The following is a 19612-nucleotide window of genomic DNA, read 5'->3' on the forward strand; positions in this document are numbered from 1 at the left end:
CTGCATCCGGCCAGCGCACAGGCAGCTTCTCGCGAGCGGCCAGGGCCTCCACCAGGGGCCTGATGCCCGGAAGCACATGCAGATGCTGGTGCCCGTCCAGGTGGTCCACCGCCACGCCCAGCGCGCGCGCTCGCCGCAGCTGCGCGTCCAGCTCCAGCGCCACCTCCTCGCGCCGCACCTTCCCCATCAACCAGTCCCGCGCGAAGTCCGCCCAGCTCCCACGCAGCCTCCCGCCCGGCGCCACGGTGCTCACCGCCTGCACGGGCGCGGCCGGAGTCAGCCGCGTGGACAGCGCCAGATGCAGCCCCACCGCGAGCCCCTGCTCCCGCGCGCGGCCCGCCGCCTCCGCGGCCGTGGGTCCCATCGCCAGCAGCGTGGCGCTGGTGACGATGCCCTCGCGGTGCGCACGGAGGATGCCCGCGTCCAGCGACGGGTGCAGCCCCAGGTCGTCCGCATTCACCACGAGGCGCGTGGGGCGTGAAGTCACGGCGGGCTCTCAGCCCCGCGCCGAACGGCCGGACACCGTCCGCAGCGGCTGCACCGACGGCGGCAGGCGCACCGGCTGCGTCGGCGGCGCGGGCGTGCGCGTCTCCGGGTACAGCTTCACCAGCTCCTTCACCATCTTCACGATGACGGAAGGCGAGGCCAGCGTGGACACGCCACGGGTGCGCGGGAAGTAGTCCACGCCCATCTGGAACACGCGGAAGCCCTTGCGGATGGCCTTCACCACCAGCTCCGCGTCGATGAACGAGCCCTGGCTCTTGAGCTCCATCGACTCCAGCACCCGGCGGTGCATCACCTTGAAGCTGAAGTTGACGTCCTTGATCTGGATGTCGAACAGCGCCCGGATGAGCATGTTGTAGACGAACGAGTAGACGATGCGCTTGGGCCCCTCGCTCGTGCGGTCGAACCGGAAGGCGCAAATCATGTCCGCCTCCAGGTACTCCATCAGATGCAGCGAGCGCTCCAGCTCCCGCAAGTCCCACGGCAGGTCGATGTCCGAGTAGACGACGATGTCCTTCGTCGACGCCGCCAGCCCCGTGCGCATCGCCCCACCCAACTTCAGGTTCACCGGATGGTTGATGACTCGCAGCTGCGGAATCCGCTGCGTCATGGCCTCCGCCAACTCCTGCGTGCGGTCCGTCGACGCGTCATTGACGACGATGATTTCAAAGTCGTCCGTCAACTGGGTGAGCGCCTCCACCGCGCGCCCCACCGCCCGCTCCACGTAGTCCTCCTCGTTCCAGGCGGGAAGGAAGAGGCTGATGCTGGGGTACTTGGCCACGGAGGACCTCGGGGTACGGGGGGACTGCTTGGGCGGCTCGGTACCAAGCCCCGGGTCCTAAATCAATCATGGGGCTCCCACCCGAGATCACCTGTGTGGTACCGTGGAGTCACCATTTTCCGGGGATACTGTGACCATCAGGCCCTGCACCTTGTTGGTGGTGGACGAAGCGGAATCAACCCTGGCCCGGCTGGCGCGGGCGCTCGGACCGGAAGGCTTCTGCCTCCGGTTGGTCTCTCCCGGGCCGGAGGTGGGCCGGCTGGCGCGAGAGGCCGACCTGGTGGTGTGGGTCGCCCGCCCGCCTGGGGACCCGACAGCCCAGCACTGGCTCGACAAGCTGCTGGCCTTGGAAGGACCGCCAGCTCCCCCGGTGCTGGTCCTGGCAGAGAGGGAAAACCGGGCCGTTTGGGTGGGTGCGCTGGCCCAGGGAGCCGAGGTCGTCTTTGACCCATGGGATGCGGAAGAACTGCGGTCGCGGGTGGCCCGCAGCCTGAAGACCCAGGCCCGGTTGACCCTGCTATCCAACCAGGTGGGTGAGCTGCAGCGGTTGTCCTCGACGGACGGTCTGACGGGGGTCCACAACCACCGCCATTTCCAGGAACGGCTGCGTGAGGAGTTCCGCCGGGCGCAGCGCTATGACGACCCGCTGGCGCTCATCCTGTTGGACCTGGACCACTTCAAGCAGGTGAACGACCGGCACGGGCACACCACGGGGGACGGAGTGCTCCGCGAGGTGGCCGCCACCCTCCAGGGCAGCGTGCGCGAGACCGACCTGGTGGCTCGCTACGGAGGGGAGGAGTTCGCCGTCCTGCTGCCTCGCACCCACCTGACGGGGGCGCTCTCCGTGGCGGAGCGTGTGCGGCGGGATTTGGCGACCCTACGGGTAGGGCCGGATGGAGCACTTCAAGTCACGGCCTCCCTGGGCGTCTCCAGTTTTCCCCACCGGACCGTCCTCAGCCCCGAGCAGCTCCTGCTCACCGCCGACGAAGCCCTCTACCGGGCCAAGGATGAGGGGCGAGATCGCATCTGTCTTCACTCTCAAACACCCCTCTTGCCGCCCCCTCCCTCGCAGGGAGAGTGACCTGGGTCAAAGACCCTGGGTTGGTATTGACCCATGAATAGGGGATGAGTCTATGATGACCCCGGCCCTCGATTGTCGGGGAGTCGAATCATCTCGTGATTCCATGGGTTTGCAGTGCCCCACCGGCTGGCAAACGCATTGCAAATGTCATGGGACGGAAAGAATCCCATGGGCCCCCTCGCCGCACAGCTCCCGAAGGTCGAAGCCGCCCCGCGCGGCCGGCTGCTGCTCGTGGACGACGAGGAGAACATCCTCAAGTCCATCCGGCGGGTGCTGCGCCGGGGTGACTGGGATATCGAAACCGCGACGGACGCCGAGCAGGCGCTGAGGACGGTGGAGGAGTTCCGTCCCGAGGTCGTCATCTCCGACTTCCGCATGCCCGGCATGAACGGGGTGGAGTTCCTGACGCGGGTGAAGCAGCAGGAGCCGCGCGCCCAGCGCATCATGCTCACGGGGCAGGCGGACCAGCAGGCCATCGAAGAGGCCATCAACCGCTCCGAAATCTTCCGCTTCATCTCCAAGCCCTGGAACGACAGCCACCTGGTGCTGACGGTGAAGAGCGCGTTCGAGCAGTACGCGCTGCAGGCGGAGAACGAGCGGCTGTACCGGGTGACGACAGCGCAGAACGCGGAGCTGAAGCTGCTCAACGCGGACCTGGAAGAGCGCGTCGCGCAGCGCACGCGGATGCTCAGCCAGGCCAAGCGCGAGTGGGAGCTGTCGTTCGACTGCATGGAGACGCCGCTGTGTGTCGTCCGCGGTCGCGACTTCGCGGTGCGGCGGGCGAACCTGGCGTACGCGCACGTGGCCGGGCGCTCCATCGAACAGATTCCGTCGGACGTCGCCTGCTATCGCTACCTCTTCGGCCGCAACGAGCCGTGCACGGGTTGCCCGCTGCCGGCGGCGATGGAGAGTGGCAAGGGCGCGCGGGGTGAGGTGCAGCAGGGGGGCAGGACGTACGTGGTGGCCGCGTACCCCATGGCGGGGGATGAGCGGGTGGTGTGCACCTATCGCGACGTCACCGAGGAGCAGGCGATGACGCGCCGGCTCATCGAGACGGAGAAGATGGCGGCGGTGGGGCAGCTGGCGGGGGGCGTGGCGCATGAAATCAACAATCCGCTGGGCGGCATCCTGGCGTTCGCGCAGCTCATGTCGCGCGACGCGGGCCGCGACGACGCGGACCTGGAATCGCTGGGACTGATTGAAGAGAGCGCGCTGCGCTGCAAGCGCATCGTCGAGAGCCTGCTGAAGTTCAGCCGGCACAGCCGCGTGGAAGACCGGCGGCTGTTCGACGTGTCGCGCTGCGTGGAAGACGCGGCGGTGCTCTTCCGCGCGCAAATCAAGGCGACGCCTCGCGCGGTGCTGTCCCTGGGTTTGAAGGAAGGGCTCCCCAAGGTGTACGGGGACCCCGGCACGCTCGCGCAGGTGGTGCTCAACCTGCTCCAGAATGGCCTTCAGGCGCTGCCCAAGCGCGAAGGCAAGCTGACGCTGGAGACGGGCCGCGAGGGAGACCGCTGCTTCTTCGCGGTGTCCGACACCGGCTGCGGAATCGAGGAGCGGCACCTGCCGCGCATCTTCGAGCCCTCCTTCACCACCAAACCCCCCGGTGAGGGCACCGGGCTGGGTCTGTCCATCGCGTACCGCATCGTTCAGGACCACGGGGGCAGCTTCCACGTCGACACCCAGGTGGGCGCCGGCTCCCGTTTCACCGTCTTCCTGCCCATTCCCCTGCAGCTCGAGAGGTTGCCGTGAACCAAGTCAAGCGCGCCAAAGTCCTCGTCGTGGATGACGACTCCGTCGTCCTCAAGGCCGTGACGCAGATTCTCCAGCGCGAGGGCCACCCGGTGGTGGCCATTGATGACGCGGTGGAAGGTCTGACGGCGGCCAAGGACCCCTCCATCGACGTCGTCGTCCTCGACATCAAGATGCCGAACCTGTCCGGCATGGACCTGCTCCGCGGAATCAAGGCGGACCGTCCGGATGTGGAGGTCATCATGATGACGGCCTTCGCCACCGTGGAGACGGCGGTGGAGGCGGTGAAGGCGGGGGCGTACGACTACCTCACCAAGCCCTTCGAGAACATCGACGAGGTGAGCCTCACGGTGGCCAAGGCGGCCGAGCGCAAGGCGCTCAAGGACCGCACCCGCGCGCTGGAAGAGGCGCTCACCGTGCGCAGCCAGTTCGAGGACCTCATCGGCCAGTCGCCGCAGATGCGCTCGGTCTTCAAGCTGGTGGAGACCGTCAGCCACTCCACGGCCACGGTGCTCATCCAGGGTGAGAGCGGCACGGGCAAGGAGCTGGTGGCGCGCGCCATCCACTACCGCAGCTCGCGCAAGGACAAGCCCTTCGTCGCCGTCAACTGCTCGGCGCTCACGGAGACGCTGCTGGAGAGCGAGCTGTTCGGCCACATCAAGGGCAGCTTCACCGGCGCCACGGGCAACAAGAAGGGCCTGTTCGAAGCGGCCGACGGCGGCACCATCTTCCTGGACGAGATTGGCGATGTGCCTCCCGCCACCCAGGTGCGCCTGCTGCGCGTCCTCCAGGAGGGTGAGGTCAAGCGCGTGGGCGCCAACGAGCCCGTCAAGGTGGACGTGCGAGTCATCGCCGCCACGCACGTGGACCTGTCCCGCGCCAAGGAGCAGGGCAAGTTCCGCGAGGACCTCTTCTACCGCCTCAACGTCATCACCATCGACCTGCCGCCCCTTCGCGACAGGCCGCAGGACGTGCCGCTGCTCGCGCACCACTTCCTGAAGCTGTACGCATCCAAGGCGGACAAGAAGGTCGCGGGCATCTCTCCGCGCGCCATGGAGGCCCTCACCTGCAACCGGTGGACGGGCAACGTGCGCGAGCTGGAGAACGTCATCGAGCGCGCGGTGGTGCTCACCAGCAACGAGGTCATCGACGTGGAGGACCTGCCGCCCGGCTTCCAGTCGGCGCCGCAGGCCGACTCGGCGGTGGAGGTGTTCTCGCTGGCGCACCTGCCGTACGCCCAGGCCAAGCGCCTGGCGATGCGCGCCTTCGAGCGCCGCTACCTGTCCGCGCTCCTGGAGAAGAACAACCAGAACGTCTCCAGCGCCGCGCGCGCCGCGGGCGTGGACCGCTCCAACTTCCGTCGCCTCCTCAAGCAGTACGAGGTGGCCGGCCGCTCCATGAAGCCGCGCGCCCTCAAGGACGACGACGTCGACGGAGTCGAGCCATTGGAAGCCGCGTCCTAGTTCAACCCTCCTCGCCAGGCTCGCGGACCCGCTCCGCGAGCTGGCGTTGAATCGTCTCGTAGCGCTCGGCCAGCTCCGCCTCGTGCCCGTTCCGGGTCGGGGTGTAGAAGCGCCGGGCGCGCAGGGCCTCCGGCAGGTAGTCCTCCGGGACGTAGTTGCCCTCGAAGTTGTGGGGGTACTTGTAGCCGCCCCCGTACCCCAGCGACTTCATCAGCCTGGTGGGCGCGTTGCGCAGGTGCAGCGGCACCGGCAGCGCGCCTTCCTTCGTCACGGCCTCGCGCACGGCGGTGTACGCGGCGATGACCGCGTTCGACTTGGGCGCGAGGGCCAGGTACGTCACGGCCTGGGTGAGGGGCAGGGTGCCCTCCGGCAGCCCCACGAGCTGGAAGGCGCGCAGCGCGTCCACCGCCACGCTCAGCGCGCGCGGGTCCGCGTTGCCGATATCCTCTGAAGCGAAGATGACCATGCGCCGGAGGACGAAGATGGGGTCCTCGCCCGCCTCCAGCATGCGCACCATCCAGTACAGCGCGCCGTCCACGTCGCTGCCGCGCATGGATTTGATGAAGGCGCTGATGACGTTGTAGTGCTCCTCGCCGCCCTTGTCGTACAGCAGCGTCTTCTGCTGGAGCGCCTCCTCCGCGACCTGGCGGTCCACCTTCTCGCCGCCGTGGGCCGCGGCCACCTCCAGGCCGGTGAGGGCCTTGCGCGCGTCACCGCCGGCCGTGCTCGCGAGGAAGCTCAGCGCGTCGTCCTCCACCACCACCTTGCCGCCCAGGCCGCGCGCGTCGGCGACGGCCCGGCGCAACAGCGGCACCAGCTCCTCCTCCTCCAGCCCGCGCAGGGTGACGACGCGGCAGCGGGACAGGAGCGCGGCGTTGACTTCGAACGACGGGTTCTCCGTGGTGGCGCCGATGAGCGTCACGGTGCCCTTCTCCACGTGGGGCAGGAGGGCGTCCTGCTGTGACTTGTTGAAGCGGTGGATTTCGTCGATGAACAGGAAGGTGCGCTGGCGATGCAGGTTCCACCGCTCCTGGGCGCGGGCCACCGTCTCGCGGATGTCCTTCACGCCAGCGAGGACGGCGGACACCGAGTCGAAGGCGGCGCCGGTGGAGCGGGCCACCAGCCCCGCGAGCGTCGTCTTGCCCGTGCCCGGAGGCCCCCAGAGGATGAGGCTGGGGACCTGGTCGCTCTCGATGGCCCGGCGCAGGAAGCGGCCCTCGCCGGTGATGTGCTCCTGGCCGACGAACTCGTCGAGGGCCCGGGGACGCATCCGCTCCGCGAGCGGCGCCCGACGGGCCTGCTCCTTCTGGCCGGCATGTTCGAAGAGGTCCATGGGAGCCTCAAACCTAGCGCCTCGAAGGCCGCCTCGCCGGGGCGTCTGTCCGATGGGAAGGCCCTTGCGCAAATCAGGGGAGCGCCCGGGTGCCCGCCTGGATTAAAAAGCCCCCGCGTGCAGACCCTCGTCATCGTCGCGAAGAAGGACAACCCGGAGGCGGTGGCGCTGGCGGGCCGTATCCGCGAGACCTATCCGCACCTCACCGTGCTGGGGGACCGTTCCCTGGCCCATGTCCTGGGGTGGCCTCGGATAGAAGACCGGGAGCTGGCGGCCCGGGCGGACCTGACGGTGGTGCTGGGAGGTGACGGCACCCTCATCTACGCGGCGCGCCTGCTGGGCGGACGCGGCGTGCCCATCCTCGGCGTCAACCTGGGCAGCCTGGGCTTCATGACGGAGATTCCCGTGGAGGAGCTGTTCTCCACGCTGGAGGAGGTGCAGTCCGGCCGCTTCCAGGTGGACTCGCGCATGAAGCTGACGTGCCGGCTCATCCGCAACGGCAGCGTGCTCATCGAGGACGAAATCCTCAACGACGTGGTCATCAACAAGGGCGCGCTGGCGCGCATCGCCGACCACGAGACGTCCATCGATGGGGTGCCCATCACCACGTACAAGGCGGACGGCGTCATCCTCGCCACGCCCACGGGCTCCACGGCCTACTCGCTGTCGGCCGGCGGCCCCATCGTCCACCCGTCGGTGGACTGCACGGTGCTGTCGCCCATCTGCTCGCACGCGCTCACCCAGCGCTCCATCGTCGTGCCGGCGGACCGGGTCATCCGAATCACGCTGCGCAGCGAGACGGCGGACACGTACCTCACGCTGGACGGACAGACGGGCCACGGCCTGCAGGGCGGCGACTGCATCGAGGTGGTGCGCTCCGCCAACCGCGTCAACCTGGTGCGCAACCCCCGCGTGGCCTACTTCTCCATCCTTCGCCAGAAGCTCCACTGGGGCGAGCGCTGAAGGGCCTTCGCGTCCCGTGTTCCTGATTCTCTCGAAGGTGCTGGACCTCTTCCTGGCACCCCTGACGTGGGCGCTGCTGCTGCTCGTCGTCGGTGCCTTGGTTCTTCGCCGCAAGCCCCGGCTCTCCCGAGGGCTGACGGGCGCGGGCCTGCTGGTGCTCTACCTCTTCTCCACCGACGCGGTGTCCACGCTGCTGACGTACCTGGCGGAGTCGGGCGCGCGGGACACGTCCACGCCGGGCGTGACGTACGACGCCGTCATCGTGCTGGGCGGAGGGTTGGACCCATCCGCCACGGAGCGCTCGGGGCGCGTCGAGTTCAACGGCGCGTCGGAGCGCGTGCTGAAGGGCTTCGAGCTGGTGCGTGAGGGGCGCGCGAAGCACGTCTTCATCTCGGGCGGCTCGTTGGACCCGCGTCCCCAGGCGGTGGTGGAGGCGGACGTGCTGTCGCGCCTGCTTCAAGACTGGGGTGTGCCCGCGGAGCGCATCGTCACCGAGGGCCGGAGCCGGAACACGCGGGAGAACGCGCTGGAGTCCGAGCGCATCATCCGCGAGCGGGGCTGGAAGCGACTGCTCCTGGTGACGAGCGCGGCGCACATGCCTCGCGCCGCGGGCTGCTTCGCCGCGGTGGGGCTGCGGCCGGACACGTTGCCGGTGGACGCGCGGATGCCCGCCACGCGCCCGGGGCGACTGAGCTGGGTGCCCCGGGCGTCCTCCCTGTCGCAGAGCACGGACGTCCTGCGCGAGCTGGCGGGGCGCGTCGTGTATCGGCTCCGGGGCTGGACGACGCCGTGATCAGCTCGCGGCGCGGCGCAGGGGCACCTCCACCTCCTCCAGGGGCGCGGTGTGCTGGATGGCCTCCTGTCGCATCCAGGCCAGCGTCGTCAGCCGGTCCTCGTCGAGGATGCGCTGGGTGGTGACGCGGTCCGGGTAGCAGCGCATGAACATGTTGGTGAAGTGCGAGCCGTAGTGGATGTACTCGTCACGCTTGGGCGCTTGCAGCGGCCGGACGCACGCCTCGAAGTGGGGCTCGTGGAAGTAGGCCATCGCGAAGCGCTCGCGCGTGTTGAGGGCGACCTTGTGCGGCGTCGACAGGAGATACCCCCGCGTGAGGAACTGGAGGATGTCTCCGGGAAACACGGTCAGGACGTCGGGCACGGGCGTCACGAAGGTCCACGGCTCCTCGTGCTCGTACAGGCCCGCGGAGCTCTCACCCGGCAGCCAGTTGCGGTGGCGTTTCTCGCCCTCCACGGGGGGGCGGATGTAGAGGCCTCCCACGTCGTCCTGCGCGGCGATGACCAGCATCCCGTAGTCGGTGTGCGCGCCGATTCCCCGCGTCGCCATGGGGGAGCGGGCCGGGAAGCGCAGCACGCGCATGTGGTGCCACCCATCCCGCGTCAGCGCGGTGAGCGTGTCCACCTCCAGGCCCAGGCCCAGCGCCACCAGGCGCAGCAGCCGCTCTCCCGCGGAGCCCAGCTCGTCGGTGTGTTCCTTCATGTCGTGGCGGTACGTCTCGTCCGGCCAGGGCGCGGGGCCGTGGCAGGGCCAGCGCGCCTGCACGCGCGCGTCCGTGAGGGGCACGTCCTTGCAGACGGTGAAGACCTCCGAGTAGTCCGCCTCGCCCGCCGTCAGCTCCTCGCCGGAGGCGACGTAGCCGCTGTACGTCAAATCACTCACGCAGCGGGACTTGGCGTCGAGCGTCTGGCGGAAGAAGCGGCGGCTCGACTCGAAGGCGCGCCGGGCCTTCTCCGCCTGGGTGGGGCTCATCCCGAGCTGGAAGATGCCGTCGCGCCTCCAGGCTCGAATCATGGCGAGCCCGAGTGCGACGTCGGACTCGCTTCCACTCACGGATTGCGGCAACTGAAACGTCTCGAGCTCGGCCATGGGAACTCCCGCGTGGGGGTGGTGGGGAGCTCGCCCGGGCCGGGTTTGTCGCGTCACAGAAGAGGGGGTGCTCCGCCGGCGCGGCAGTGGAGCAATCCCTCGCGTTCATTGCCAGACACGGGGCAAAAGGCACCCAGGTTTCAAGGGGTCCGAGTGTCTGGAACTGAATGTGAGGGGCGGGTCAATTCCAGCCAGGGCTACTTCATGGGCGGTGCGGGTCGGCGCGCGTCAGGGGCCAGCGTGCTTCCGCCCAGTCGGATGATGCGGCCTTCGGGCTTCGCGCGCGGCGCGGGCTTGCCCGACTTGAACGTGTCGGCGAGCACGTCCAGCGGCGAGCGTCCGTCCTTCAGCGCGGGCGTGGTGGGCAGGCCCTTGAGCACGTCGTAGCCGTCCTTGCCGCTGGTGAGGAAGTTCAGCGTGGCGAGCCGGTACGTGGCCTCGGTGTCGAGCGGCTTGCCGTGGACCTTCACGTCCACCACGCGCGCTCCGGCGGGCTTGCGCGGGTCGAACGTGAAGCGCAGGCCGGACACCTGGAGGAAGCGGCCGGGCCGGGCGTCCTCGCGAGCCAGGCTGACGCCGTTCTCCAGGGCCGCGCGCAGCGTGGCGCCCTTCACCTCCGCCACCACCAGCTCGTCCGTGTACGGCATCAGCGAGTGCAAATCCCTGCGCGTCATCACCCCGGCGGGCAGCACGCTGTCCGCGCGCAGCGCTCCCCCGTTGACGATGGCCACGTCCGCGCCCGCGGCCTCACGGAAGGCATCCGCGACGAGCGAGCCCAGGTTCGTCTCCCGCGTGCGCACGTGCGCGGTGCGAGCATCCAGCGCCACCGGCGTGCGGCCCACGGGCTCCGCCAGTCGGGCGAACAGCGGGTTATAGGCCTTCATGGCCTCGTTGAACTCCGCGTCCTCCGGCACCTTCTTCGTGACGGGAATGCGCGTCCAGGACGTCTTGCGCACGGTGCCCGTCGCCGGGTCCACGTCCAGCGAGAGCCGGCCCAGCTCCAGCGCGTCCGAGGGCACCTTGAAGATGGGGGTGCCCGTGGTGCGGTCCGCCGCGCCCACGTGGTCATGCCCACCCAGAATCACGTCGACCTTCACGCACTTCGCCAGCTGCCGGTCCTGCTCCAGCGGCAGGTGCGTCAGGCCCACCACCACCTTGGCCCCGGCCTCGCGCAGCTTCGCCACCGCGTCCTTCGCCGCCGCGCAGATGTCACCGAACTGGGTGTCCGGCCCCGCCTTCGTCGAGGTCTTGGTCTCGGTCAGCACCACGCCGAACAGGCCGACGGGAATGCCGCCCACCTCGCGGACCTCGTAGGCCTTCACGCCCTCGAACAGCGCGCCCGTCTTCGAGTCCGTCACGTTGGCGCCCAGCCACGTGAAGCGCGACTGACGGATGCGCTCGCGCAGCGCCTCGTCGCCGAAGTCGAACTCGTGGTTGCCCAGCACCGCGACATCCAGGCCCAGCGCGTTCCACGCGTCCACCATGTGCCGGCCCTTGAGCTGCTGGCCGTCCACGTCCAGCAGCGACTCCACCGACGGCGACAGGGTGTCGCCTCCCATCAGCGTCAGCACGTGCGGGGCAGGCGTCTCCTTCAGCACCTGCTTGCGCAGCGTGGACACCCGCGCGAGCCCGCCCCGGTCGCCATGCTCCTGCGGCTGCACCTGGTACACGTCCGCCAGGTGGAGGAACGTCAGTCGCGTCGTACCCTTGGGCGCGGCGGGGACGGCGGCCCTCGAGTGGCTCGGAGTCAGTGCCAGGAACAGCGCGAGCGGCAGGAGCAGGACCCCACGTCGGGCCAGCGCTGTCGAGGTCATCATCGCGAGTCGTTCTCCAGGGGCGCCCGCACGGCGCCGGGGCTCGCGGGAGTAGCGCACTCACGCGGGGAAGGCGAGCACCCCCACCTTCACGGCCCGTCTTGAGGCGAGGTCAGCTCTGGAAAACGTGAATCGCTGCTGCGCCGTGTCATGACTGAAAGTTACAGGAATCACACGTAGGCGGTTTGCTCGCACTTCACTGCCGTTGCTAGGACCCGCCTTGACCCAAGAGGAGGTTGTCACCATGCGACACAACGTGTTGAGCGCGTTGCTGCTGGCCGGTTTGTTCGGCTGCGGCGAGGCGACGCTCGAGAAGCAACAGGGCTCCGTTCAGGAGACAGCGCAGGTCGTCCAGCAGCTCACGTCATCGACGCGGCCGGGCATGGGCGCCACCATCTATTCGGGTGGCACGACGTTCCGCACCTGGGCGCCGCTGGCCAGTCGCGTCTTCGTGGCGGGCGACTTCAGCGGCTGGGGCTGGGTGGAGCTGGGCAACGAGTTCAACGGCAACTTCTCCGCCGACGTCGCGGGCGCGGTGAAGGGGCAGAAGTACAAGTTCGTCACGCGCAACCAGTGGGGCACCGACGCCTGGCGCGCGGACCCGCGCTCGGCGTGGCAGGAGAACTCCACGGGCGCCAGCATCATCTATGACCACGGCGAGTACTTCTGGAACGCCCAGCAGTTCAGCACGCCGGGCTTCAACGACATGGTCATCTACGAGATGCACGTGGGGACCTTCAACGACTCGCCGGGCTTCGGGCCGGGCAACTGGACCAGCGCCATCGCCAAGCTCGACTACCTGCGAGACCTGGGCATCAACATGGTCAAGGTGATGCCGGCGTATGAGTTCGCCGGGGACTTCTCCTGGGGCTACAACGCGGCCTTCCCGTTCGCGCCGGAGAGCGCCTACGGCTCGCCCAACGACATGAAGCGCTTCGTGGACGAGGCGCATTACCGGGGCATCGGCGTCATCTTCGACGTGGTGCACAACCACTACGGCCCCAGTGATTTGCCCATGTGGTGCTTCAGCGGTGACTGCCTGGGCAACGGCGGCGAGTACTTCTTCACCGACAGCCGCAAGGTGACGCCGTGGGGCGACACGCGCCCGGACTACGGCCGTCCCGAGGTGCGTGCGTACATCCGCGACTCGATGATGAACCTGCTGGACAACTTCCGCGCGGACGGGCTGCGCTGGGATGCCACGAAGTACATGCGCACGATTGACGGCTCGGGTGACATCCCGTCGGCGTGGCAGGTGTTCCGCTCCATCAACCGCGAAATCAACGCGAACAAGCCCTGGAAGATCTCCATCGCCGAGGACTTCGGCGGCGGTGACTCCATCACCAACGACGCGACCTCCGACTTCGCGGGCGGCGCGGGCTTCGACGCGCAGTGGACGGCGGAGTTCGTGCACCCCGTGCGCACGGCGGTCATCGAGCAGAACGACGCCAACCGGAACATGTTCGCGGTGCGTGACGCGATTACCCAGCGCTTCAGCGGCCGCTCCCACGCGCGCGTCATCTACACGGAGAGCCACGACGAGGTGGCCAACGGCCATGCCCGCGTGCCGGAGGAGATCTGGCCGGGCAACGCGGGGAGCTGGGCGGCGAAGAAGCGCTCCACGCTGGCCGCGGGAATCACGTTCACCTCGCCGGGCATCCCGATGATGTTCCAGGGCCAGGAGTTCCTGGAGGATGGCTTCTTCGCGGACGGTGACCCGCTGGACTGGGGCAAGCTGACCCCCTACGGCGGCATCAAGACGCTGTACCGCGACCTCATCCGTCAGCGCCGCAACTGGAACAACAACACGCGCGGCCTGCGCGGTGGCAACGTCAACGTCCACCACGTCAACAACACCAACAAGCTGCTCGCGTATCACCGCTGGGACAGCGGCGGCGCGGGGGACGACGTCATCATCGTCGCCAACTTCAGCGGCACCTACTACTCCAGCTACAACATCGGCTTCCCGCGCACGGGCACGTGGCACCTGCGCTTCAACAGCGACTGGAACGGGTACTCGTCGGACTTCGGCAACACCACGTCGGCGACCACCACGGCCTATAGCGGCGCCAAGGACGGCATGAGCAACAACGCGTCCTTCGCCATCGGGCCCTACTCGCTGCTCATCTTCTCGCAGTAGCGCGAAGCCCCAGGACGTGGGCGCCCGTTGCCTCGCGGGGCGGGCGCCTGCGTCCTCAGACGGTGTAGCGACGGCCTTGCTGGAGCGGCTCGATGACGCTGGCCGCGGTGTCGAAGTCGTCGGGGTAGTGGATGAGGCGCATGCGGGCGCGCAGTCCTTCGGGCAGCGCGGCGAGCTTCTCGTAGGGCGTGTGCACGCCGTAGTTCGTCTCGTGGATGACCAGGTCCGCGCGCGACAGCCAGTCGATGAGGCCCTCGTCGTAGGCGGTGTCCGCGCTGTAGCCCAGGCACCGGCCTCCCGCGTGGATGCGCAGCGCGGTGGTGGGCACGTGGTGGTACGTCATCCGGGCCTCGATGAGGAAGGGCCCGTGCCGCACGGCCGACTCGGTGGAGAGCGGCGTGTGGTCGAAGTAGTCGTCGAAGTGCTTCGGGTTGGGAGGCTCGCCCTTCTTCTCGATGAGGCACTCCATGCCGGCGGCTAGGTGGCCCTCCCAGAGGCGCTCGGCCACGTCCGGATGGGTGAGCAGCTCCAGCTTCTTCTTGAGCACGAAGAAGGAGAAGTAGCCCAGGCCCTCCAGGCCGGAGGCGTGGTCCGCGTGCAGGTGCGTGAGGGCCACGGCGCTCACGCGGTCCACGTCGAGCGGGACGCCGGAGGACAGCGACGCCTCGCGCATCATCTTCCGGATGGGGTGGGGACAGTCGACGAGGAGGACCTGGTCCTCCGCCTCCACCGCGAGACAGGACGAGTAGTAGAGCGCGGAGAAGGCGTCACCGACGCCCAGGGGAGTGAAGGACAGGCTCATGGCTGGCTCCGGAGGGACGGGTCGAGTCGCTCGCGCAGCTTCGCCGCGACCGAGGGAGGACAGAAGGCCGAAACGTCCTCGCCCCGAGCTACGCGCTGCTTGAGTCCGCTGCTGCTCACCTCGGCGAGGTGGGCCTCGGCGGGCAGGAAGAGGGTGGAGATTTCAGGCGCGAGCGCGCGGTTGTTCTGGGCCAGCTCCGTCTCGAACTGCGCATCGGTGGCGCCGCGCACGCCGCGCAGGAGCACGCTGGCGCCGATGGCTCGCGCGTAGTCGACGATGAGGCCCTGGGTCCACGCCAACGTGACGTTGGGGTGCATGGCCACGGCCTCGCGCACCAGGGCCATGCGCTCGTCTTGGGTGAGCAGGGTGTTCTTGGCGGGGTTGATGGCGACGACGACGACGACGTGGCCGAAAAGTCGCGCCGCCTGCCGGACGACGGACAGGTGTCCCGCCGTGACGGGGTCGAAGCTGCCTGCATAGACGGCGATGGTCATGACGACACCTCGGGCGTCCCGGGCGTCAGCTCCCGCGACGGGTGGAAGGCGAGTGCCACGTAGAGCGTGCCCGCGAGGCAGAGCAGCGCGGACAGGGCGAAGTGCCCGGGGTAGCCCAGCGCCTGTGCGCTGAAGCCGCTGACGGCCGCCGCCGCGCCGGTGGCCAGCACCACGAGCGAGGCCTGCACGGTGTAGTCGGTGGCGGCGTGCTCGGGGCGGCACGCGTCCATCATCGCGGTGAAGAGGGTGGCGGTGGCCATGCCGCTGGCCACGTGCTCCACCGCGCACACGGCGGTCAGCCAGGGCATCGACGACGGGAAGCTGGCGACGAGCGCGTACAGCAGCACCGCAGTGGCCTGGATGACGCCGAAGAGGAGCAGCGCCCGGCGTCGTCCCAGGCGCGATACGAGGCTGCCGCCGATGAGCGCGCCGAGGAGGCCGGCCGTGAAGCCCACGCCGCCCAGCATCCACGCGATGTCCGTCAGCGTCAGGCCCCGGTCCACCAGGAAGGTGCGCAACATGCCCGTGGCCAGCGCCTCGCCTGCCTTGTAGGCGACGAGCAGGAGGAGCCACGTCGTGGCGCCGGGCCTGCGCCACCACCACGCGAGGCCCAGGCTCGCGCGGGGAGAAGGCTCGGTGGGCGGCTCGCGGTAGAGGGCCACGGGCACGGTGGCGACGAGCAACATCAGGCCGAGGGCCATGAGCGTGGGACGCCAGCCCGCCTTGTCGAACACGGCGAGCATGACCCCGCCGCCCAGAATCATGCCCACGCGATAGGCGGCGACCTGGATGCCGTTGCCCCAGCCGCGCTCGGAGGGCGAGAGCAGCGTCACCGCGAGCCCATCGGTCGCCACGTCCTGCGTCGCCGCGAGCAGGTTGACGCCGAGCACCGCCGCGAGCAGCAGGCGCGTGTCCACGGTGGACTCGGGCAGCGCGAGCGACAGGAGCAGGCCCGCGCTGAGGCACTGCAACGGGAGGATGTAGCCGCGCCGCAGTCCCCAACGCGAGGAGCCGTGCCGGTCCATGAAGGGCGCCCAGAGGAACTTCAAAGCCCACGGCAGCGCGAGCAGGTGCGCCAGTCCGATGGCCGGAAGCGACAGGCCCTGGTGGCGCAGCAGCACGGGGAGCGCCTGGGTGAAGAAGCCGAACGGCAGGCCCTGGGAGAGATAGAGGCTCGAGAGGAGGCCCAGCTTCGTGGAGGTCTTCATGCGCCCTCCCCATGCCGTGCCGTGCCCGTGAGCCGCTCGGCCCCAAGCTTCGTCGTGCTGTCCGAGTGGAGTGTGTTGCTCGTGCGGAGGTTGTCCGTGGAGGTCTTCATGCGCCCTCCTTCGCCGCCGAGGTGTCGAGGAGGCCCGCGGCCATGTGCTTCACCGTGCTCGCGGCGGAGCCCGCCGGCACCAGTCCCGGCGAGCTGGCCGAGAGGACGAAGTAGCCCTGCACCGCGGCGAAGAGTCCCGCCGCCAGCGCCCGCGCCTTGCGCTTGCCCACCAGCGCCGCCACCAGCGCCTCGAGCTGCTCCACGTCCGCGCGCACCACCTGCTCGTAGGCGGCGCGAACCTCCGGCTGACGAATCGCCTCCGCGCTGATGGTGACCCAGCCCGCCACCGCGCTCGTGTCCGCGTCCTCTCCCGTCGCGAGGAGCGCGTCCAGGAAGGCGTCGATGCGGCCGCGCGCGTTGTCGGCCGCGAGCCGCTCGAAGCGCTTCGCCACCCGCTCCCGCGCCCGCGCCGCGAGCTGTGCCACCAAGACGAGCAGGATCTCCTGCTTGTCGCTGAAGTGGTAGTGCACCAGCCCCGGGCTCAGCCCCGCCGCCTTCGCGATTTCGTTGACCGAGGCCCGCTCGTAGCCGCGCTCCGACATGACCCGCAGCAGGCCCGTGACGATTTGCTGTCGGCGCTCCTCGGTGTTGGACGGACGGGGCATGGTCGCCTTGTTTATTGGTTGTGTGACCAACTTATAAACAGGCACGGCTGTGGTGTCAATCGCTCCTGGGCCGGCGGGGGGGAGGGTCAGCCTGGGGGGCCGAGGTCCATGTGGCTCGTGCTGACGGCGGTCCTGCGTCCGGAGATGAGGGCCTGGATTCCGACGGCGACGAGCTCCGGCACCTCCAGCGTGGGCAGGTGGCTGACGGCGGGCAGCTTCATGACGTGGAACCACGGATGCGTGGCGGCGAAGGCCACCTGGGTCTCCAGGTAGTCATGTGCGTCCGGCTGCGAGTACAGGTGCAGGGTCGGCGTCGAGGGGCTCAGTCCAGCGAGCGCGTGCAGGGGCGAGCCCTCCCGCGAGTAGGCGGCGCTGATTTCGCGCGCGGCCCGGGCCCACATCTCCTCCGAGAACTCGAGCATGTCCTCGTGGATGGAGCGCAGGACGGCCTCGTTCTCCACGCCCCGGGTCCACTCTTGAAGCAGCTCGTCCCGCGTGCGTCCCCAGCGCTCCGACATCAGGCCTCGCAGCGTCGCGAGAAACGGCGGAGGCGGCTCGGTGACAATCCAGTCCAGCAGGGCGAGCTGGGGGACTCGCTCCGCGCCCAGCTCGCGCCGCAGCTCCAGCGCCCAGAAGCCCGCGTGGGAGATGGCTACCGGCACTACCTTCTTCGCGCCGCTGGCCTCCACCACGGCGAGCAGGTCCTCGAGCACGGTGCCGCTGTCGAAGTCGCCCTCGCCGTGTTCGGACTCTCCGTGGCCTCTCAGGTCCACGCTGAGCACCCGGTGGCGCTCGGCGCAGAGGGGAATCAGCGGGGTGAAGACGTCGCGGCGGGTGCACCAGCCAGGAATGAAGAGCAGCGTGAGCGCTCCCTGGCCGACGTCGTCATAGCGAATGCGGGCACCGCCAGCGGAGCGCACCTCGGACATGTCTCCCCCTGTGGAACGAGGCTTCTTTCTTCAGGTGGACATGGGCGCCGGGTGCGGCAGCAGGCGGGCGGGGAAGGGATGGAGGCCCGGGCCGCTCGGACTTGCCGGGACGCTTCGTCAGAACGTCAGCAGCGTCATCACCTGGTCGTGCCCCAGGCGACGGTGGCCGGCGAGGAACTCGAGGGTGATGAGGAAGCTGAAGCCGACCAGCTCTCCATTCAATCGCTTCACCAGCTTCGCGGTGGCCTCCGCCGTGCCACCGGTGGCGAGCACGTCATCCACCACCAGCACGCGCTCGCCCTGGAGGATGGCGTCCTCGTGCATCTCCATGCCGTCCGCGCCGTACTCCAGTGAGTAGCGCTCCACGATGGAGCGGTGGGGCAGCTTGCCGGGCTTGCGCGCGGGGACGAAGCCGGCGCCCAGCGCGAGGGCGATGGGGGCACCCAGGAGGAATCCGCGGGCCTCCACGCCGACGACCTTGGTGATGTGCTGGCCCTGGAATGGCGCGGCCATGGCGTTGATGACCCGGCCGAACAGGCGCGGGTCGGCGAGCACGGGGGTGATGTCCTTGAAGACGATGCCGGGCTTGGGGAAGTCGGGCACGTCGCGCAGGCGGGCGTTCAGGTCGGCGACGAGGGTGGTGTCGGGGATGCTCACGGCGGGCACGGTCATTCGAAGACCTCCGGGTTGACGCAATGGGGTGGCCGCCGTCCCTCCAGCGCGGCCAGCAGGTTGTCCACCGCCATGGAGGCCATGCGCCCCCGGGTGGCATGTGACGCGCTGGCGATGTGCGGCGCCAGCAGGACGTTGGGCAGGGTCATCAACGGGCTGTCCGGGGGCAGGGGCTCGGGCTCCGTCACATCCAGGGCCACCCCGCCCAGCTTTCCCTCGCGAAGGGCGTCGATGAGCGCGTCCGGGTCCACCACCCCGCCGCGCGCCGTGTTGACGAGCAGCGCCCCCGGCTTCATCGCCGCCAGCTCCGCGCGGCCCACCCAGTGTCTCGTCGCGGGAGTCAGCGGGACATGGAGGGTGAGGATGTCCGCTTCGGCCAGGAGCGTGGCCTTGTCCACCTGGCGGGCGCCGGTTTCAGCCTCCAGCGCGGGCTTCGGCTCGCGGCTGACGTACAGGATGCGCATCCCGAAGCCCCGGGCCCGCCGGGCCACCGCCGCGCCGATGGCCCCCGGGCCGACGATACCCAGGGTGGCGCCATACACGTCGGTGCCCAGGAGGAGGGTGGGGCTCCAGGTCCGCCACTTGCCCGCCCGGACGAAGGCGTCCGCCTCCGCCACGCGTCGGGCCAGCCCCAGAATCAGGGCGAAGGCGAAGTCCGCGGAGGTCTCCGTGAGGGCGCCCGGGGTGTTTCCGACCGCCACGCGCCGCTCGGTGCAGGCCGGAACGTCGATATTGTCGTAGCCGACGGCCACGTTGCTGACCGCTCGGAGCCCCGGTGCGCAGGCAAGCAGGCGGGCGTCCACCCGGTCCGTCAGCAGGGTGACGAGCCCCTCGGCGAGGGCTGCCTGGGTCATCAGTGCGTCACGGGAAGGTGGCAGTTCCTCCTCCCAGACGGACAGGTCCACGAGCCTGCTCAGTCGGCCGAGGGCCTCTCCAGGGAGCTGGCGGGTCACGAAGACACGGGGGCGGACGGTCCGGGCCATGGCGAGCGTTGATGGTCTCATAGCCTGATGTCGGTGGCTGCTTCCGCTGGCCGACTCATCCACATTTCCCGCGAGCGGGAGCCCTCTTGCTGTGCTAGT

Annotated in this window: 18 protein-coding genes; 6 read left to right on the forward strand and 12 right to left on the reverse strand. The window is 69.3% G+C overall.

Annotated elements, in window-relative coordinates; all coding sequences use genetic code 11:
- Both ACN469_RS16495 and ACN469_RS16500 read right to left on the reverse strand, forming a co-directional pair.
- Positions 1-487: ChbG/HpnK family deacetylase (locus tag ACN469_RS16495; RefSeq protein WP_498768973.1), on the reverse strand; the 487-nt coding region annotated here is incomplete at its 3' end.
- 9 nt (positions 488-496) lie between these two features.
- The gene (locus tag ACN469_RS16500; protein WP_498768975.1) at positions 497-1285 is read right to left on the reverse strand and encodes a glycosyltransferase family 2 protein; all 789 of its coding nucleotides are present in this window, start codon (positions 1283-1285) and stop codon (positions 497-499) included.
- Positions 1286-1415: 130 nt separating this feature from the next.
- Between ACN469_RS16500 and ACN469_RS16505 the strand changes: the two genes are divergently transcribed.
- From ACN469_RS16505 to ACN469_RS16515, 3 genes are all read left to right on the forward strand, one after another.
- Positions 1416-2366: a diguanylate cyclase gene (locus ACN469_RS16505; RefSeq protein ID WP_498768977.1), complete on the forward strand. Its 951-nt coding sequence runs from the start codon at positions 1416-1418 to the stop codon at positions 2364-2366.
- A 168-nt stretch (positions 2367-2534) separates the two neighbouring features.
- Positions 2535-4115, forward strand: coding sequence for an ATP-binding protein (locus ACN469_RS16510; RefSeq protein ID WP_498768979.1), 1581 nt, complete (start codon positions 2535-2537; stop codon positions 4113-4115).
- Positions 4112-5578: a sigma-54-dependent transcriptional regulator gene (locus ACN469_RS16515; protein ID WP_498768981.1), complete on the forward strand. Its 1467-nt coding sequence runs from the start codon at positions 4112-4114 to the stop codon at positions 5576-5578. Before ACN469_RS16510 ends, ACN469_RS16515 begins: the two co-directional genes overlap by 4 nt.
- 1 nt (position 5579) lies before the next feature.
- Here ACN469_RS16515 and ACN469_RS16520 read toward each other — a convergent pair whose 3' ends face one another.
- On the reverse strand, positions 5580-6911 hold the full coding sequence (locus ACN469_RS16520; RefSeq protein WP_498768983.1) for a replication-associated recombination protein A: 1332 nt from the start codon (positions 6909-6911) through the stop codon (positions 5580-5582).
- A 117-nt stretch (positions 6912-7028) separates the two neighbouring features.
- Here ACN469_RS16520 and ACN469_RS16525 point away from each other — a divergent pair, with 117 nt between their 5' ends.
- Both ACN469_RS16525 and ACN469_RS16530 read left to right on the forward strand, forming a co-directional pair.
- Positions 7029-7874 (forward strand): NAD(+)/NADH kinase, encoded by an 846-nt coding sequence (locus ACN469_RS16525; RefSeq protein WP_498768985.1) that lies wholly within the window; start codon positions 7029-7031, stop codon positions 7872-7874.
- A gap of 16 nt (positions 7875-7890) precedes the next feature.
- On the forward strand, positions 7891-8667 hold the full coding sequence (locus ACN469_RS16530; protein WP_498768987.1) for a YdcF family protein: 777 nt from the start codon (positions 7891-7893) through the stop codon (positions 8665-8667).
- Here ACN469_RS16530 and ACN469_RS16535 read toward each other — a convergent pair whose 3' ends face one another.
- Positions 8668-9756, reverse strand: coding sequence for a 2-oxoglutarate and iron-dependent oxygenase domain-containing protein (locus ACN469_RS16535; protein ID WP_498768988.1), 1089 nt, complete (start codon positions 9754-9756; stop codon positions 8668-8670).
- Positions 9757-9953: 197 nt separating this feature from the next.
- Positions 9954-11573 (reverse strand): bifunctional metallophosphatase/5'-nucleotidase, encoded by a 1620-nt coding sequence (locus ACN469_RS16540; RefSeq protein ID WP_498768990.1) that lies wholly within the window; start codon positions 11571-11573, stop codon positions 9954-9956.
- A gap of 241 nt (positions 11574-11814) precedes the next feature.
- Between ACN469_RS16540 and ACN469_RS16545 the strand changes: the two genes are divergently transcribed.
- Entirely contained in the window at positions 11815-13710 is a 1896-nt protein-coding gene (locus ACN469_RS16545; protein ID WP_498768992.1) for an alpha-amylase family glycosyl hydrolase, read from the forward strand.
- A gap of 55 nt (positions 13711-13765) precedes the next feature.
- Here the strand turns inward: ACN469_RS16545 and ACN469_RS16550 are convergent, their stop codons facing one another.
- The 7 genes from ACN469_RS16550 to ACN469_RS16580 all read right to left on the reverse strand — a co-directional run bounded on the left by ACN469_RS16550 (position 13766) and on the right by ACN469_RS16580 (position 19513).
- Positions 13766-14512: an MBL fold metallo-hydrolase gene (locus ACN469_RS16550; RefSeq protein WP_498768993.1), complete on the reverse strand. Its 747-nt coding sequence runs from the start codon at positions 14510-14512 to the stop codon at positions 13766-13768.
- On the reverse strand, positions 14509-15006 hold the full coding sequence (gene coaD / locus ACN469_RS16555; RefSeq protein WP_498768995.1) for a pantetheine-phosphate adenylyltransferase: 498 nt from the start codon (positions 15004-15006) through the stop codon (positions 14509-14511). Before coaD ends, ACN469_RS16550 begins: the two co-directional genes overlap by 4 nt.
- Positions 15003-16214 carry an MFS transporter gene (locus ACN469_RS16560; RefSeq protein WP_498768997.1) on the reverse strand — a complete coding sequence of 404 codons (1212 nt, stop codon included), beginning with the start codon at positions 16212-16214 and terminating at the stop codon, positions 15003-15005. The genes coaD and ACN469_RS16560 overlap by 4 nt, the downstream gene beginning before the upstream one ends.
- Positions 16215-16320: 106 nt before the next feature.
- Positions 16321-16929: a TetR/AcrR family transcriptional regulator gene (locus ACN469_RS16565; RefSeq protein ID WP_498768999.1), complete on the reverse strand. Its 609-nt coding sequence runs from the start codon at positions 16927-16929 to the stop codon at positions 16321-16323.
- Positions 16930-17015: 86 nt separating this feature from the next.
- Positions 17016-17858 carry an alpha/beta fold hydrolase gene (locus tag ACN469_RS16570; protein ID WP_498769001.1) on the reverse strand — a complete coding sequence of 281 codons (843 nt, stop codon included), beginning with the start codon at positions 17856-17858 and terminating at the stop codon, positions 17016-17018.
- 117 nt (positions 17859-17975) lie between these two features.
- Entirely contained in the window at positions 17976-18530 is a 555-nt protein-coding gene (locus ACN469_RS16575; protein WP_498769003.1) for an adenine phosphoribosyltransferase, read from the reverse strand.
- Positions 18527-19513, reverse strand: coding sequence for a 2-hydroxyacid dehydrogenase (locus ACN469_RS16580; RefSeq protein WP_498769005.1), 987 nt, complete (start codon positions 19511-19513; stop codon positions 18527-18529). The genes ACN469_RS16575 and ACN469_RS16580 overlap by 4 nt, the downstream gene beginning before the upstream one ends.
- Positions 19514-19612: the final 99 nt, after the last annotated feature.

This window comes from Corallococcus terminator (assembly GCF_049194865.1).
Taxonomy (GTDB): Bacteria; Myxococcota; Myxococcia; order Myxococcales; family Myxococcaceae; genus Myxococcus; species Myxococcus terminator_A.